This is a genomic window from Nonomuraea turkmeniaca, from assembly GCF_005889735.1.
Classification (GTDB): domain Bacteria; phylum Actinomycetota; class Actinomycetes; order Streptosporangiales; family Streptosporangiaceae; genus Nonomuraea; species Nonomuraea turkmeniaca.
The window spans coordinates 11,948-27,356 of the sequence record NZ_VCKY01000049.1; the positions used below are offsets into that span (position 1 = coordinate 11,948).

Genomic DNA, 15,409 nt, shown 5'->3' on the forward strand with positions numbered 1-15,409 from the left:
TCGGTCGCATGAACGACAGTCGGCTGTGTGTGACTGGCCGCTCGCTGCGCTCGCTCATGCGCCATCGTCCCTACTGTTGTTCCTGGGGCCGGACCCGTACGTCCTGCCCTCGCTGATGTCGTCGCGAGCGGCCCTGAACCCTTGCTGGAAGCTCGAAAGGCGGCTGCGCACCCGGTCGGGCGAGATCGTCGGCATGGGCGCGACGCCCTTCGGGGCCGAGACGGCCTCGGCTGAGCCTGGCACCAGGTTGGCCTTGGGCACCCGCTTGGGGAGCCCGGCGGCCGTGGACCCGTCGCGTACCGGCTCGACCACGGCCTCGGCGGCGCTCCAGCCGGCGTCGGCCTTGGCCGAGCCCCACGTCGCGCCGTTCTCGACGCCGTGGTCGAACCAGGCGGACTCGACCGAGGCGAAGATCGGCAGGTACTCGTCCCCGGCCGAGGCGGGCTTGACCGCCGGTATGGGGCCGGTCGCCGCGGACTCGGTCTCCGGGAAGTCGTAGCGCTGGGCCGCTGGGGCCGGACGCTGCTCGGGACCGCGTGTCCACGGGCTGGGCTCCTCCGGCGGCAGGCCGCCGCGCCGTGGCAGCGCGGTGGTCTCTCCCGTGGCGGGCCCGCGCGAGGACACCCACACGTCCGACGAGGGAGCCGAGTTGCTCGCCATCCAGTTGTCGCCGGTCGCAGGCCATTGCGGCGCCGACGACCAGGGGCTGCTCGGCACCGGCTCCGCCGACGGATACGAGGGATAGGACGGGTGCCCGGGGCCGGGCTGGTAGCCGCCCGGCGGCCACGGGCCGGCGGCGGCCGCGGGCTGCGGCGTGGGGAAGGCCTGCTCACGGGCGAGGCCGGCACCGGCGGTCGCGGGCGCGGCGCCGGCGGTCGTGGGAGCCTGCGTGCCGAGCAGGGATTCGGGGATGAGCACCATCGCGGTGAGGCCGCCGGAGCCGTGCGGGCGCAGCTGCACCCGGATGCCGTGGCGGTGCGCCAGCCGGGCGACCACGAACAGGCCCATGCGGCGGGAGACCGACACGTCCACGGTGGGCGCGTCGATCAGGCGCTGGTTGGCCTGGGCGAGTTCCTCCCCGGTCATTCCGATGCCGGAGTCGCTGATGGAGAGCATGATGCCGCCGCCGTCGATCCGGCTACCGGAGACGGGCACGCGGGTCTCGCGGGGGAGAACGACAGAGCGTTCTCGATCAGCTCGGCGAGCAGGTGGATGATGTCGTTGACGGCCTGCCCCGCGATGGAGACGCCTTCGGGCACCTCCAGCACGACGCGCTCGTAGTTCTCGACCTCTGACAGCGAGGCGCGGGCGACGTCCACGAGCTTGACGGGCTGGCTCCAGCGGCGTGGTGGCTCCTGGCCGGCGAGGACCAGCAGGTTCTCGCTGTTGCGCCGCATGCGGGTGGCCAGGTGGTCGAGCTTGAACAGGTTCCCGAGCCGCTGCTCGTCCTGTTCGCCCTGCTCGAGGCCGTCGATGAGGGTGATCTGCCGCTCGACCAGGGTCTGGCTGCGCCGCGACAGGTTCACGAACATCGCGTTGACGTTGCTGCGGAGCTTGGACTCCTCGCCGGCCAGGCGCACCGCTTCGCGGTGGACCTCGTCGAACGCCCGCGCCACTTCACCGATCTCGTCCTTGGAGTTGATCTCGATGGGCGGCACGCGCAGCCTGTCGGGGTCGACGTCGGTGCTGCGCAGCTGGCGGACGAGGTCGGGCAGGGTCTGGCCGGCGATCTTGAGTGCGTCGCCGCGCAGGCGCCGAAGCGGCCGTACGAGCGAGCCGGCCATGACGGCGGTGATCGCGAGCACCAGCACCAGCAGGGCGATGACGATCGCGATGTTGACCGCGGCGAGCTGCCGGTCAGCGCCGGCGAGGTCGGCGCTGCGGGTGGCCACCTGATCGCCGAGCGCCTTCTGGACCTGGTGGAGCCGGTCGACGGTCTCGCTGATGGAGTCGAACCAGCGGTCGGTGTCACTCGTGGTGGAGGTGTCCAGCCTCCGCAGGTAGGAGCTCCTCGCGAGCGTGTTCGACGCGCCGATGGAGGTGTTGTGCAGCAGCACCGCGCGGTCGATGTAGAGCTCGGCGCGGCCGATCTTCACGTTGGCGACGGTGTCGTCGAACATCTGGCGCTGCGCCAGCGTGGCCACGGCCAGGAAGGCGGCGCGCTCGCTGTCCCGCCGGGAGCCGGCGTCGAGGAACGCGCTGAACTCCGGCGCGTCGAAGGACTCTCTGACGAGCGCGACCGTCAGCAGCGCGCGCTGCTTGGACGCCTCTTCCTCGGCTCGGGCGATGGCCCGCAGAGCCGAGCTGGTGGAGATCAGCTCTTCGTCCGTCGCGCCCTGGGCGAGCTCGTTGTAGAGCTGCAACATGTCGGCGATGGTCTCGGAGTACTTCTCCACCGTGGGCAGCGGCGCCAGTTGTGTCTTCGCCACCGTCTCGCGCAGCGAGGCGAGCTGGCCGAGCCGGGTCTCGATGCGGTCGAGGCTCCTGCGGCCGATGTCGGACAGGGACGACCCGGTCTCCCGGGCGATCGACCGGACGCGGCCGACGCTGATGTCGACGATGTCCTGCTGACCTTTCAGCCGCTGCGCCTCGGTCGTCCCTCGGCCGGAGGCGACGTAGCGGGCGGCCAGGTCACGTTCGAGTCCGAGGTCGCGGGAGAGCTCGCCGAAGCCCGTGACCAGACGGCCGACCTCACCGATGACCTGGTACTGCTGGGCACTGGAGATCGACGTGGTGACCCGCAGGGCGCCCAGGATGACGGCCACGATCGTGGGAATGGCGATGAGGGCGATGAGGCGGGTGCGTACTCGCCAGTTGCGCAAGGCGAACGAACTGCCCGCCTTGGGCAGCTGCACTTCCGGCACCTCGCCGCCCGCCGGCTGTTCGGGCACGTCCGGAGCCCTACCACGACCGGGGTCGGTCGTTGTTGTCCTCACTGGTGGCAACCTCTCGCCATGGCCTGCTTCAGGGGGGTCTCAGCAGTTTCGTCGCGAGGACGATTGATCGCAGGCAGGTTCGAGGCCCAATTTGAGCACAAACCTCATAGTTCAGCCAACGTCTCGGGAGTTTTCAACCGTTCCAAGTCACACATTGTTCACATGGCAAGGTCTCGGACACGGAGCGCAACCAGCACATCAATTCGGACATATAACCACTAATCGGTCGTTATCCACTTATTTACATCTATAGTCTCTTACTGTCATATTTATCAGATAAACCTCCGATACAAGGCATAGCGCTGCCGATCGGATCTCCCCTTCCGGTACGCTTCACGCCCGGTATTCTGTGCCGATCTCCAGACGCTTCCCCCTGGTAGGAGAACCCCCCCATGACACGCAAACTGCGCTGCAACGCCGTCGCACTCGGCGTCGCAGTCGCTCTCGTGCTTACCGGCTGCGGCGGATCCGACAACTCCGCGAACACGTCGGCCAACAGCAAGGGCTTGGAGAAAACCACCATCAAGGTCGGGGCGCTCCCGATCCCCGACCCCGTGGCGCTCTACATCGCCAACGCCAAGGGCTTCTTCAAGGAGGAGGGCCTGACGGTCGAGCCGGTGACCATCACCGGTGGCGCGGCCGCGTTGCCGCAGATCGAGAGCGGCGCGCTGGACATCTCGCAGACCAACTACGTCTCGACGTTCCTGGCCGTCAGCAAGGGCAAGAAGATCAAGCTGGTCGCGGACAGCTACCAGGCCGGTCCCAACACGTTCAACATCATGGTCCCGAAGGACTCGCCCATCAAGACGGTGGCGGACCTGAAGGGCAAGACCATCATGGTCAACAACCTCAACAACATCGCCACGCTCGCCGTGGAGACGCAGCTCAAGGTGGCCGGTCTCACCAAGGCCGACGTCAAGTTCGCGGAGAAGCCGTTCCCCGAGATGGGCGCCGCTGTCAACTCGGGCCAGGCCGACGCGGGCTGGATCACCGAGCCCTTCATCACGGCCACCCAGAGCGGGCTCGGCTTCCGCAAGCTGGTCGACACGATGACCGGCCAGACCGAGAACCTCCCCATCGCCGGCTGGATGGCCACCGAGGAGTGGGCGCAGAAGTACCCGAAGACGCTGGCCGCGTTCCAGCGGGCGATCGCCAAGGCGCAGCAGCTCGCCTCGACTGACCGCAAGGAGATCGAGAAGATGCTGCCCACGTACACGAAGATCGACGCGAAGACCGCGTCCGTGATCACGCTGGGCAGCTACCCCAGCGAGCTGAACGAGAACCGCCTGCAGAAGGTGGCCGACCTCATGCTCGAATACGGCTACATCACGAGCCCGATCGACGTGAAGTCCGTCATCGCGGCGCCCTCGGCCGGATGATCAGTGCTCGACTGCTCCGCGGCGCCGCCGGCGCCGCGGGGCTTCTCGCCGTCGGGGAGCTCTACATCCGCTTCGTCATAGGCGACGACGCGATCTTCCCTGCCCCCTCGGCCATCCTGTACGAAGCCGCACTCCTGCTGATCGATCCGGACTTCCTCGCCGGGCTCGGCACGACCCTCACGAACTGGGCGCTCGGCATGCTGATCGCGATCGGGATCGCCGTTCCCCTGGGCGTGCTGCTCGGCGCGCTGCCGCCGGTGGAGCGGGCCATCAGGCCGGTGCTGGAGTTCATGCGGCCGATCCCCTCCGTCGCCATCATCCCGCTCGCCATCCTGCTGATCCCGGTGGACGAGCTGATGAAGGTCTCGGTCATCGTGTACGCCTGCATGTGGCCGATCCTGATCAACACCCTCTATGGCATGCACGACGTGGACCCGCTGGCCAAGGAGTCGCTGCGCAGCTTCGGCTTCGGCCCGCTGGCCGTGCTGGCCAGGGTGAGCCTGCCAAGCGCCGCCCCCTTCGTCGCGACGGGGGTGCGGATCGCCGCGGGCATCGCGCTGATCCTGGCCGTCAGCGCCGAGCTGCTGGCCGGCGGCACCGCCGGCATCGGCGTCTACGTGGTCCAGGCGAGCAGCGGCAACCGGATGGACCTCATGATGGCGGCGACGTTCTGGGCCGGGATCTTCGGCGTGCTCGCCAACCTGGTCCTGCAGTCCGGAGAGCGCCGCCTGTTCCACTGGCACCGCGTGCGGACGGGAGCGCAGGAGTCGTGAAATCCCTCTTGAACACCGGCGCCAGACTTTGGATCATCCCCGTCGTGCTCGTCGCCTGGGAGGTCATCGCACGTGGGCTGGAGGACAGCGACTTCCCCCCGCCCACGACGATCGTCGCCCGCATGTACGAGCTGTGGTTCTCCGGCCCCGTCTCGCGAGTCTTCCTCACCGACGGCGCGGTGGAGAACCTGCTGCCGAGCCTGGGCCGCATGTTCGGAGGGTGGATCCTGGCCGCCGTGCTCGGCATCGTGCTGGGCGTCCTGCTCGGGCGCTCGCGGACGGCGACCGACTACGTGGACCCGCTGATCGAGTTCGGCCGGGCCGTCCCGCCGCCGCTGCTGCTGCCGCTTTTCCTCGTGCTGTTCCACGCGGGGCTGACCATGCAGCTGGCCACGATCGTGTTCGGCGTGATCTGGCCGGTGCTGCTCAACACGATCGACGGGGTCAGGGCGGTGGACCGCACGTACACCGAGACCGCGACGGTCTTCAACCTGTCCAAGGCACAGTACCTGCGGGTGGTGCTGCTCCCGGCGGCCTCGCCGAAGATCTTCGCCGGGCTGCGGCTGAGCCTGTCGCTCGCGCTGATCCTCATGGTGATCTCGGAGCTGTTCGGCAGCACCGACGGCATCGGCTACCAGCTGCTGCAGGCGCAGCGCAGCTTCGACGGCGCCGGCGTGTGGGCCACGATCGCCCTGCTCGGCGTCCTCGGTTATCTCGTGAACTCCCTGTTCGTGCTGGCCGAGCGGCGCCTGCTCGTCTGGCACCGGCAGGCCACCCGTAACGCGTGATCCCGCTGGAAGGACTCATGCCGCATTCCGACGACCTCCTCTGGGGCGCCATCAGCGACCTCTCCCGTTTCTCGGCCCTGCTGACCATGGCCGAGCTGGGACTGGCCGACCATCTGGCGCCCGGCCCGCTCGACAGCGCCGAGCTGGCCCGGCGCTGTGGCGCGCACGCGCCGGCACTACGCCGGGTGCTGCGCGAGCTGGCGAGCCAGGATCTGGTCCGCCCCAGCGGTCCTGACTCCTACGGCCTCACCGAGCGGGGCGCCGCGCTGCGTTCCGACGCGCCCGACTCCGTCCGCTCCTCGATCCGCATGCTCGGCGAGGAGGGCTTCTGGTACGCCATGGGCATGCTCCCCGCCACGGTGCGGGACGGCAGCTCCGCCTTCGTGAAGCGTTACGGCCACCTCTACGACCACCTGGCCAAGAACCCGTCATCGAGCGGCATGTTCGACGACTACATGAGGCGCCGGGCCATCCCCCTCACCGAGGGCCTGGCCAAGCGGTACGCCTTCCCGGCCACCGCGACCATGGTCGACGTGGCCGGCGGCAAGGGCCACATCCTGGCCACGGTCCTGCACGCCAACCCGCGGATGCGGGGCATCCTGTTCGACCTGGAGCACGTGACCGACCACGCCGCGCGGACGCTGGCCGCGGAGGGCCTGTCAGACCGGGCGGAGGTCGTCGCGGGCGACTTCTTCGCCGCGGTCCCGGCCGGCGGGGACGTCTACCTGCTGGCCAGCGTGCTGCACAACTGGGACGACGAGGACGCGGTCAAGATCCTGCGCAACGTCCGCCAGGCCATGAACCCCGACGGCCGCGTTCTGATCCTCGAAGTGGTGCTGCCCGACGACGAGGCGCCGCATCTGGGCAAGGACATCGACCTGCGGATGCTGGCGATCTTCAACGGTGGCGCGGAGCGCAGCCGCGACGAGTACGCGGCGCTGCTCGGCCGGGCGGATCTGACGCTCGGCGAGGTCATCGAGATGGGCGCAGGAGCGAGCCTCATCGAGGCCCGGCCCAGTGACGCGCCCGGATGACCCAGGGCCGTCCGGCGGGTCGTCAGGGTGTCGGCCCTGGCGCCGCCCCGGGGGCTAACCGCCCCAGCCCGGAACGGCCATCCGGACCGTGAGCGCGTGCTCGACGAGGTTGATCAGCGTGCTCTTCACGGAGTCCTTCTTGCGGGCGTCCAGGCGTACCAGCGGGATGTGCGGCGCCAGTGTCAGGGCGTCGCGCACCTCGCCGTCGCTGTGCGGGTATTGGCCGTCCCAGCCGTTGACGCCCACGATGAACGGCAGCTGCGCCTCCTCGAAATAGTCGATCGCCGGGAAACTGTCGGCAAGCCGGCGGGTGTCCACCAGCACGACGGCGCCGATCGCGCCGCGTACCAGGTCGTCCCACATGAACCAGAACCGGTGCTGTCCAGGCGTGCCGAACAGATAGAGGATCAGGTCACGGTCGAGGGACACCCGGCCGAAGTCCATGGCCACGGTCGTCGTCGACTTCAGCGGCGTCATGCCCAGGTCGTCGATCCCCGCCGAGGCGTCGGTCATCACCGCCTCCGTGGTCAACGGCATGATCTCCGACACCGCACCGACGAACGTCGTCTTGCCCACCCCGAAACCTCCAGCCACCACGATCTTCGTCGAGGTGAGGCCGGGGCTAGAGCCTGCGAAGTCCACTGAGCACCCTTTCGAGCAGATTAACGTCGGGCCGTCCGGCGTCCAGCTGTGGCTGGTGCACGCGGACCAGGCCTTCGGCCGCCATGTCAGCGATCAGCACGCGCACCACGCCGAGGGGGATCCGCAGCAGGGCCGACACCTCCGCCACGGACCGGACCTGCCGGCACAGCTGGCTGATCGCCTCGTACTCCGGCGTGATATGCGAGAACTCCCGGTGCTCGGCCGTGGCCGAGGACACCAGCGCCTCCATCGCCAGTTTGACCCGCGGCGCCGTCCGTCCACCTGTCACCGCGTACGGACGGACGGGCGAAGCGGGGTCTGGGTTCAGCTGCGACTGGGACTGTGGTTCTGGCGGGGACGCCCATTCGCGGCTGGTCCATCGTGGGTCTGTCACGTTCTCATCACCTGGTCTGGCTGGCACGCAGCTCCGCGCGCACAGCCGGGGTCAGCACCTGACCGGCGCGATCGACCATCAGTGTCATCTGGTACGCCACCAGACCCATGTCGCAGTCCGGGGCGGCCAGCACCGCCAAGCACGAGCCGTCGCTGATCGACATGATCAGCATGAGCCCGCGCTGCATCTCCACGATCGTCTGATTGACCGCACCGCCCTCGAACACCCTGGCCGCCCCCTGCGTCAGGCTCACCAGCCCCGACGCGATGGCGGCCAGCTGATCAGCCCGGTCAGCCGGGAAGCCCGACGAAGCCGCCAGTGGCAGCCCGTCAGATGAGACGACCACCGCGTGCGCGACGCCCGGGACCGTACTGACGAAATCGGTGATCAGCCAGTCGACCCCGCGCGCCGCGTGGCTCAGGTCATTCATACGCCCTCCTCCCTGTCGTCGCTCCGCGGGCCGGAGGTGAACGCGGCCCTGCCCTCGGTGATGTCGTCGCGCGCCGCCCGGAAGCCCTGCTGGAAGCTGGAGAGCCGGTTGCGCACCCGGTCCGGGGACACCGACGGCATCGGCGTGACGCCCTTGGGCGCCGACGACATGTCCGCCGAGCCCGGCACCAGATTGGCCTTGGGCACCCGCTTGGGTAGGCCGGCCGCCGTCGATTCACCACGTACCGGCTCCACAACCGCCTCCGCAGCGCTCCAGCCCTCGTCCGCCTTGGAGGAGCTCCAGCTCTTGTCCCGCCCGAACCAGGCGGACTCCACAGCGGCGAAGATCGGCAGGTAGTCGTCGCCCGCGGACGCGGGCGGAGCGGGCGGCATGGGCCCGGTGGCCCCATGCTCGCCGTCGGTGAACTCGAACCCCGGTCGCTGCGGCGGCATGGTGTCGCCGCCGCCGTTCCAGCCGCCGCGCGGCGGCTCGGTGGGCACGGGGCGCTTGGGCAGGCTGCTGCCGTTCCAGCCCGCGTTGCGTGGCGGGGACCAGACGTCCGCGCTGTCGTAGCCGCCGAGGCCACGCGGCCCGGCGGACCAGGCGCCCGGGTCGGGCTGCCACTGGGTCGGCGGCGCCGGCCAGCCGCCCGGCTCGGCGTTCGACGGGAAGGACGGGTGGCCGGGGCCTATCTGGTACGGGGCCTGCGGCCAGTCTGTGGCGGGCGGTGCCGGATGCGGCCCCGAGTAGGGCTCGTCCCTGCCGCTCCCCGCGCCCGAGAAGGCGAGGGGCGGGTCGCCCGCGAAGGCCGGCGGCTGGTCGCCCGCGAAAGTTGGCGGCTGGTCGCCCGCGAAGGCGGTCGGCTGAGCGAGCGGCGAAGGCGGGTCGCTCGCGAAGACGGGCGGCGGGTTGAACGACGGCGGCTGGTTGCCCGAGTAGGACGGCTGGCCGGGGAAGGTCGGCGCCTGGGAGCCGAGCATGTTCTCCGGGATGAGCACCATCGCGGTCAGCCCGCCCGAGCTGTGCGGGCGCAGTTGAACGCGGATGCCGTGCCGGTGCGCCAGCCTGGCGACCACGAACAGGCCCATCCGCCGCGACACCGACACGTCCACGCTCGGCGCGTCGGTCAACCGCTCGTTGGCCTGGACCAGCTCCTCCTGCGTCATCCCGATGCCGGAGTCGGTGATCGACAACATCACGCCGCCGCCGTCGATCCTGCTGCCGGACACCGTCACCCGGGTCTCGCGCGGCGAGAACGACAGAGCGTTCTCCACCAGCTCGGCGAGCAGGTGGATGACGTCGTTGACGGCCTGCCCCGCGACCGAGACACCGTCGGGCACCTGGAGGACGACCCGCTCGTAGTTCTCGACCTCCGACAGCGAGGCCCGCGCCACGTCGACCAGCTTCACCGGCTGGCTCCACCGGCGCGGCGGGTCCTGACCGGCCAGCACCAGAAGGTTCTCGCTGTTGCGCCGCATGCGGGTGGCCAGGTGGTCCAGCTTGAACAGGTTCCCCAGCCGCTGCTCGTCCTGCTCGCCCTGCTCCAGCCCGTCGATCAGGGTGATCTGCCGCTCCACCAGGGTCTGGCTGCGCCGCGACAGGTTCACGAACATCGCGTTGACGTTGCTGCGCAGCCGCGCCTCCTCGCCGGCCAGGCGCACCGCTTCGCGGTGCACCTCGTCGAACGCCCGCGCCACCTCGCCGATCTCGTCGTGGGTGTCCACGCCGATCGGGACGACGGGGCCGACCGTGCCGTCACCGCTCTCCCGCAGCTGCTGCACGGTCTCGGGCAGGCGGTGCCCGGCGATGTTGAGTGCCTCGTGGCGCAGCCTGCGCAGCGGCCTGATGAGCGAGCGGGCGATGAGCGAGATGATCGCGACCACCACGAGCAGCAGAACCAGGATGAGACCCCCGGAGATCAGCGCCGAGCGATTGGCGCCTTCCTCCAGGGTGCGGGCGCGCAGGATCACCGAGGAGGCCAGCTCCTTCTCCACGACACGCAGCGCGTCGATCTTGCCGGTGCTGACCTCGAACCACGTGGCCACGTCCTTGTTGGACGGCACGCCGATGCTCAGCTCCTTGCCCTCGGCCGACTGCGCCATGGCCCGCAGCCGGAACAGGTCCGTCTGGTCCACGTCCCGCCCGACGACGGTGTTGCGGTAGAGCTCCAGCTGGTCGAGGTTGGCCAGCGTGGCGAAGAGCGTCTCCTCGCTCTCCTCACGCGACTTGGCGTCGGTGAGCGCGTCGAACTCGCCGCTGTCGAAGCCCTTCTTGTCCAGCGCGCTGGCCAGGATGCCGCGCTGCTTGGACGCCTGCTCCTTGGCGCGGGCGATCGCGGCCATGGCACTGGCGCTGTCGGAGACCTGGTCGTCGACCGCGACCTGGCCGACCTGGTCGTGGAACTGCAGAAGAGCCGCGACGATCTCCGAGTACTTCCGGATCATCGGCAGCGGCTGGATCTTCCCGTCGACGGCCGTGTCCCGCAGCGTCGGGATCTCCTCCAGGCGCCGCAGCACCGGCCGTACGGCCTCGGCGTGGGTGTCGGTGATCGCCCGCGCCCGCTGCTTGGCCTCGTCGATCAGCGCGTTCACCCCGCTGTACGTGGTGCGCAGCTGGGCCTCGCGGTTCTCGGGGCGGCCTTGGGCGATGTAGAGAGCGGTCTCGTCCCGTTCGAAGGACAGCCCGTGGGTGACCGCCCCGAGCTGCTCGCTGACCTCGGCGACCTCGCGGAGGGTCTGGTAGGTCCTGGCGTCGTTGAGCGAGGTGATCACGTTCAGCCCGCCTAGGCCCACGGCCACGGCCGTGGGAACGACGATCAGCGCGATGAGGCGCGACCGCACGTGCCAGTTGCCCAGCCCGAATCTGCCAGACGACGATTTGGGCGGCCGTCGCTTCTGGTGCGCGTGCGGCTCGCGGTCGGCGGAAGCTTCAGCGCTCTGCGTTCTCACTTGCCTTCGCAACCTCTCGCCCCGGGAGGGGAATTCTCGGGTGACCCTGCAGGTAAATGCACGTGGGGCAATATGTACATCGAGATAAGCGCCATTTGAGCACACGGGTTAGCTAGGGCCAACCACCAATAGTGCCCCGATGAGGCGTTTATCCCTGATTGTCCGAAAAATACGACAGAATCGGTAGACCACCGCTGATCTGGGGAAACAGGCAATAAACGACCGTCCCATGAGCCCCTCCAGGCTCAGAGAGAGCAGCGTAAATCCCGTCCCAGCAGCAACTCGAGCCCCGGCGACACCACCTTTCCCAAAAAGGACAAACACTCAGTTTCTTACCGGTCATCAAATTTTCACGATATAGCGACAAACGGACATTGCAACCACAAGTGTTATCTTCGCGATAATGACCACCAATTTGGTGCTACGGTCAATCCCTGTTGTGCGTCAGGCACACAACCCCGGCAGCAGAAACCGCCCGGTCCCCCACCCCCCGGCTCCATCTGAAGGGAGTCCCTGACATGAGGCTTGGCCATCCCGCCAGGGCCGCCATCATCGGATTAGCTTTGACACTCGGCGCCGTCGCGTGCAGCATGGGCGGCTCCACGACTGCCAGCGCGCCACCATCCGCCACCGCCGGCGGCCTGGAGAAGACGAAGATCAAGATCGCTACCCTGCCGGCGATCGACAGCGCGGCCCTCTACGTCGCGATCGACCAGAAGCTCTTCGAGAAGGAGGGGCTGGAGGTCACCCCGCAGGTGGTCCAGGCGGCGCCCGAGGCCATCCCCATGTTGCTGAACGGCGAGATCGACGCCATGTTCGGCAACTACGTGTCCATGTTCGCCGCCCACGACAAGGGGGCGCTCAAACTGCGGATCCTGGCCGAGGGCTCGCGCGCCGCGCCCGACTCGCTGAGCATCATGGCCCTGCCCGACTCGCCCATCAAGACGGCCAAGGACCTCGAAGGCAAGACGATCAATGTGAACGTCCTGCAGAACTTCCAGGAGCTGGCCCTCACCCAGGTGCTGAAGGCCAACAACGTCGACCCGGCCTCGATCAAATACGTCCAGGTGACGTTCCAGAACATCATGCCGTCGTGGAAGAGCGGCCAGATCGACGCCGCCTACCTGGGTGAACCCATGGTGACGGCGGCCACGGCCTCGATGGGCGCCCGCAAGATCCTCGACCCCGCCTCCGGCCCCGCGGCGGAGTTCCCGATCTCCGGGTACGTCAGCACCCAAGAGTGGTACGACAAGAACCCGAAGGTCGCGGCGGCGTTCCAGCGAGCCATCCACAACGCGGCCAAGTTGATGGAGAACAACCGCGAGGCGGTGGCCAAGGTGCTGCCGACCTTCACCCAGATCGACGCGGCCACCGCGGCCACCGTCACGTTCCCGTACTTCTCCAGCAACGACAACCCGGTCAGGCTGCAACGAGTGGCCGACTGGATGCTGGAGGCCAAGTGGCTGGGCAAGCCGATCGAGGTCAAGACGCTCATGTCACCCACGACCTCCGGGTGAGCGCCCAAACCTTGGCCCGCGCCCGCCCGGTCGGGACCGCCACACGGTGGTCGCGCCGGGCGGCCGGAGCCGTCGCCTTCGTCGCGCTGATCGAGCTGCTCAGCCGGACGGGCCTGGTCGACCCCGAGTCCCTGCCACCCGCGACGGAGATCGCCGCGCGGGGCGTGACGCTGGTGTCCGACCCGGCCTTCCGCGCGCACGCCCTGACGAGCATGCTCGCCTGGGCCATCGGGCTCGGCCTCGCGGCGCTGATCGCGGTGCCGCTGGGCCTGCTGCTCGGCAGTGTGCCGATCATCGACGCCGCGAGCCGCTCGGTCGTGGAGTTCCTGCGGCCGATCCCCTCCGTGGCGCTGATCCCGCTGGTGGCCCTCCTCATCGGCACCGGCCTGCAGTTACGTGTCACGCTCGTGGTCTACGCCGCGTTGTGGCCGATCCTCTACAACACGATGTACGGCCTGCGCGGCGTCGACCCCCTGGCCAAGGAGTCGCTCAGGTCGTACGGCTTCGGCCCCCTGTCCGTGCTGCTGCGCGTCTCGCTGCCGTCGTCGGCGCCCTTCATCATGACCGGCTTCAGGCTGGCCGCCGGGGTGGCGCTGATCCTGACCGTCAGCACCGAGATCGTGGCCGGGCAGGGCGAGGGCATCGGCGTGTTCATCTACTTGGCCGGCCTGGCCGTGCCCGCGCGGATGACGGACATCCTGGCCGGGGTGTGCTGGGTCGGGCTGTTCGGGGTCGTGGTGAACGCCTTGCTGGTCGCGGCCGAGCGGCGGGCGTTCCGCTGGCATCACGCGCGGTTGGGAGAGCCGGGATGAAAGCCACGGCAGAGGTCGCCACGAGAGCGGCGATCGCGAGAAGGGACAGCGTCGCGCGGAGGAAGGGCGTGCGGACGGCGGCGTTCCGCTGGCTGGTGCTCGTCGTGCTCATCCTGGTGTGGGAGACGGTCACCAGAGTGCTCGGCAGCGCGTTCTTCCCGCCGCCGAGCATGATCGTGGTGCGGATGTACACGATGTGGTTCTCCGGGCCGCCCAGCACGTTGTTCCTGACCGACCCGGCCATCGAGCACATCCTGCCCAGCCTCGGCCGGATGGCCGCGGGGTTCGCCGGGGGCGCGCTGGCCGGGGTCGTGCTCGGGCTGGCGGTGGGGCTGTCCGCGCGGGCGTACGACTATCTCGACGGGGTGCTGCAGTTCCTGCGGGCGATCCCGCCACCGGCGCTGATCACGGTGTTCCTGGTCGTGTTCGGGTTCGGCCTGAAGGCGCAGCTGGCGTTCATCATGTTCAGCATCGTGTGGCCGGTGTTGCTCAACACCGCCGACGGCGCCCGCTCGGTGGAGCCGCTGCACCTGCAGACGTGCCAGGTGTTCCGGCTGACGCGGGCCGAGCGGCTGCGCCGGGTGATCCTGCCGTCGACGCTGCCCAAGATGTTCGCCGGGCTGCGGCTGGCGGTGTCGCTGTCGTTGATCGTCATGGTGTTCTCCGAGCTGCTGCCCGGCACGACCGACGGGATCGGGTTCCAGCTCACGTTCGCGAAGTCTCAGTCCGATCTGACCGCCATGTGGGCCGGGATCGTGCTCCTCGGGGTGCTCGGCTATCTGCTCAACGAGTTGTTCCTGGTCGTGGAGCGCCGAGTGCTCGGCTGGCACCACGCCGCGCAGCAGCTCACGGAGTAAGATCAGCGCCCTGAGCACGTTTACCTGACCGACATGTCCAACTTTCCGTGCTTCGCTACAGTCTTGTGCTGACTCAGGTCTCCCCCCAAGGAATTCCATTGCTCGAGATAACGAATCTCTCCCACGTCTACGGCGGCGGTAGCCCGAACGCGCACCACGCCATCGAAGGCCTCAACCTGAGCGTCGCCGCGGGCGAGCTGCTGTGCATCGTCGGGCCGTCGGGCTGCGGGAAGTCGACGCTGCTGCGCTCGATCGCGGGCCTGATCACGCCGACGGGCGGCCAGATCAAGGTCGAGGGCGACCTCGTGCGCCAGACGCCGGACAACCTGGCCGTGGTCTTCCAGGACTACAGCCGCTCGTTGTTCCCGTGGATGTCGGTGGCGGACAACGTGGCGCTGCCGCTGCGCCGCAAGAACATGGACAAGAAGGCGCGCCGCGAGGCCGCACACGAGGCGCTGGAGTCGGTGGGGCTGGCGGGCGCCGAACGCAAATACCCGTTCCAGTTGTCGGGCGGCATGCAGCAGCGGGTGGCGATCGCGCGGGCGCTGGCGTACCGGCCGTCGCTGATGCTCATGGACGAGCCGTTCGGCTCCGTGGACGCCCAGACCCGGGAGGACCTGGAAGACCTGGTGCTCAAGGTACGCGGCCACCACCGGATGACGATCGTGCTCATCACGCACGACATCGACGAGAGCGTCTACGTCGGCGACCGCGTGGTGGTGTTGTCCAAGGCCCCCGCTCACGTGGTCGGCGACCTCAAGGTGGACCTGCCCGGGCCGCGCGACCAGATCACCACCCGTGAGCACCCGGACTTCGTGCACCTCCGCGCCGAGGTCGGCCGCCTGGTCCGCGGCCACGCCGCGGCGGCCTGACCCTCCTCCGGGCGCGGAGGTCGCCGA

Annotated in this window: 14 protein-coding genes; 8 read left to right on the forward strand and 6 right to left on the reverse strand. The window is 68.9% G+C overall.

Translation table 11 applies throughout. From position 1 onward, the window contains the following. Positions 1–54: 54 nt before the first annotated feature. Positions 55–1,116, reverse strand: a complete 1,062-nt coding sequence (locus ETD86_RS16735; protein ID WP_170223112.1) for a hypothetical protein — start codon at positions 1,114–1,116, stop codon at positions 55–57. After that, positions 1,083–2,891 (reverse strand): sensor histidine kinase, encoded by a 1,809-nt coding sequence (locus ETD86_RS16740; protein ID WP_138667082.1) that lies wholly within the window; start codon positions 2,889–2,891, stop codon positions 1,083–1,085. The genes ETD86_RS16735 and ETD86_RS16740 overlap by 34 nt, the downstream gene beginning before the upstream one ends. 437 nt (positions 2,892–3,328) lie before the next feature. Here ETD86_RS16740 and ETD86_RS16745 point away from each other — a divergent pair, with 437 nt between their 5' ends. The 4 genes from ETD86_RS16745 to ETD86_RS16760 are packed head-to-tail and all read left to right on the forward strand — an operon-like array spanning position 3,329 to position 6,910. Beyond that, positions 3,329–4,315: an ABC transporter substrate-binding protein gene (locus tag ETD86_RS16745; RefSeq protein WP_246147952.1), complete on the forward strand. Its 987-nt coding sequence runs from the start codon at positions 3,329–3,331 to the stop codon at positions 4,313–4,315. Continuing rightward, on the forward strand, positions 4,312–5,088 hold the full coding sequence (locus ETD86_RS16750; protein WP_138667083.1) for an ABC transporter permease: 777 nt from the start codon (positions 4,312–4,314) through the stop codon (positions 5,086–5,088). The genes ETD86_RS16745 and ETD86_RS16750 overlap by 4 nt, the downstream gene beginning before the upstream one ends. Then, entirely contained in the window at positions 5,085–5,876 is a 792-nt protein-coding gene (locus tag ETD86_RS16755) for an ABC transporter permease (protein ID WP_246147953.1), read from the forward strand. The genes ETD86_RS16750 and ETD86_RS16755 overlap by 4 nt, the downstream gene beginning before the upstream one ends. A 17-nt stretch (positions 5,877–5,893) precedes the next feature. Further along, on the forward strand, positions 5,894–6,910 hold the full coding sequence (locus tag ETD86_RS16760) for a methyltransferase (protein ID WP_138667084.1): 1,017 nt from the start codon (positions 5,894–5,896) through the stop codon (positions 6,908–6,910). Positions 6,911–6,964: 54 nt separating this feature from the next. Here the strand turns inward: ETD86_RS16760 and ETD86_RS16765 are convergent, their stop codons facing one another. The 4 genes from ETD86_RS16765 to ETD86_RS16780 form a co-directional block, all read right to left on the reverse strand. After that, a complete protein-coding gene (locus tag ETD86_RS16765; protein ID WP_138667085.1) occupies positions 6,965–7,552 on the reverse strand; it encodes a GTP-binding protein in 588 nt (195 codons plus the stop codon). Then, on the reverse strand, positions 7,533–7,880 hold the full coding sequence (locus ETD86_RS16770; RefSeq protein WP_138667110.1) for a DUF742 domain-containing protein: 348 nt from the start codon (positions 7,878–7,880) through the stop codon (positions 7,533–7,535). Before ETD86_RS16770 ends, ETD86_RS16765 begins: the two co-directional genes overlap by 20 nt. A gap of 73 nt (positions 7,881–7,953) precedes the next feature. Next, the gene (locus tag ETD86_RS16775) at positions 7,954–8,376 is read right to left on the reverse strand and encodes a roadblock/LC7 domain-containing protein (RefSeq protein WP_020546542.1); all 423 of its coding nucleotides are present in this window, start codon (positions 8,374–8,376) and stop codon (positions 7,954–7,956) included. Beyond that, positions 8,373–11,324 carry a sensor histidine kinase gene (locus tag ETD86_RS16780; protein WP_170223113.1) on the reverse strand — a complete coding sequence of 984 codons (2,952 nt, stop codon included), beginning with the start codon at positions 11,322–11,324 and terminating at the stop codon, positions 8,373–8,375. The genes ETD86_RS16775 and ETD86_RS16780 overlap by 4 nt, the downstream gene beginning before the upstream one ends. A 518-nt stretch (positions 11,325–11,842) precedes the next feature. On the opposite strand from ETD86_RS16780, the gene ETD86_RS16785 reads away from it, so the two are divergent. The 4 genes from ETD86_RS16785 to ETD86_RS16800 all read left to right on the forward strand — a co-directional run bounded on the left by ETD86_RS16785 (position 11,843) and on the right by ETD86_RS16800 (position 15,382). Beyond that, a complete protein-coding gene (locus ETD86_RS16785; protein ID WP_138667087.1) occupies positions 11,843–12,841 on the forward strand; it encodes an ABC transporter substrate-binding protein in 999 nt (332 codons plus the stop codon). Further along, the gene (locus ETD86_RS16790; protein WP_170223114.1) at positions 12,838–13,653 is read left to right on the forward strand and encodes an ABC transporter permease; all 816 of its coding nucleotides are present in this window, start codon (positions 12,838–12,840) and stop codon (positions 13,651–13,653) included. The genes ETD86_RS16785 and ETD86_RS16790 overlap by 4 nt, the downstream gene beginning before the upstream one ends. After that, a complete protein-coding gene (locus ETD86_RS16795; protein ID WP_138667089.1) occupies positions 13,650–14,510 on the forward strand; it encodes an ABC transporter permease in 861 nt (286 codons plus the stop codon). The genes ETD86_RS16790 and ETD86_RS16795 overlap by 4 nt, the downstream gene beginning before the upstream one ends. Before the next feature lie 98 nt (positions 14,511–14,608). Further along, on the forward strand, positions 14,609–15,382 hold the full coding sequence (locus ETD86_RS16800) for an ABC transporter ATP-binding protein (protein WP_138667090.1): 774 nt from the start codon (positions 14,609–14,611) through the stop codon (positions 15,380–15,382). The last annotated feature ends 27 nt before the right edge of the window (positions 15,383–15,409 follow it).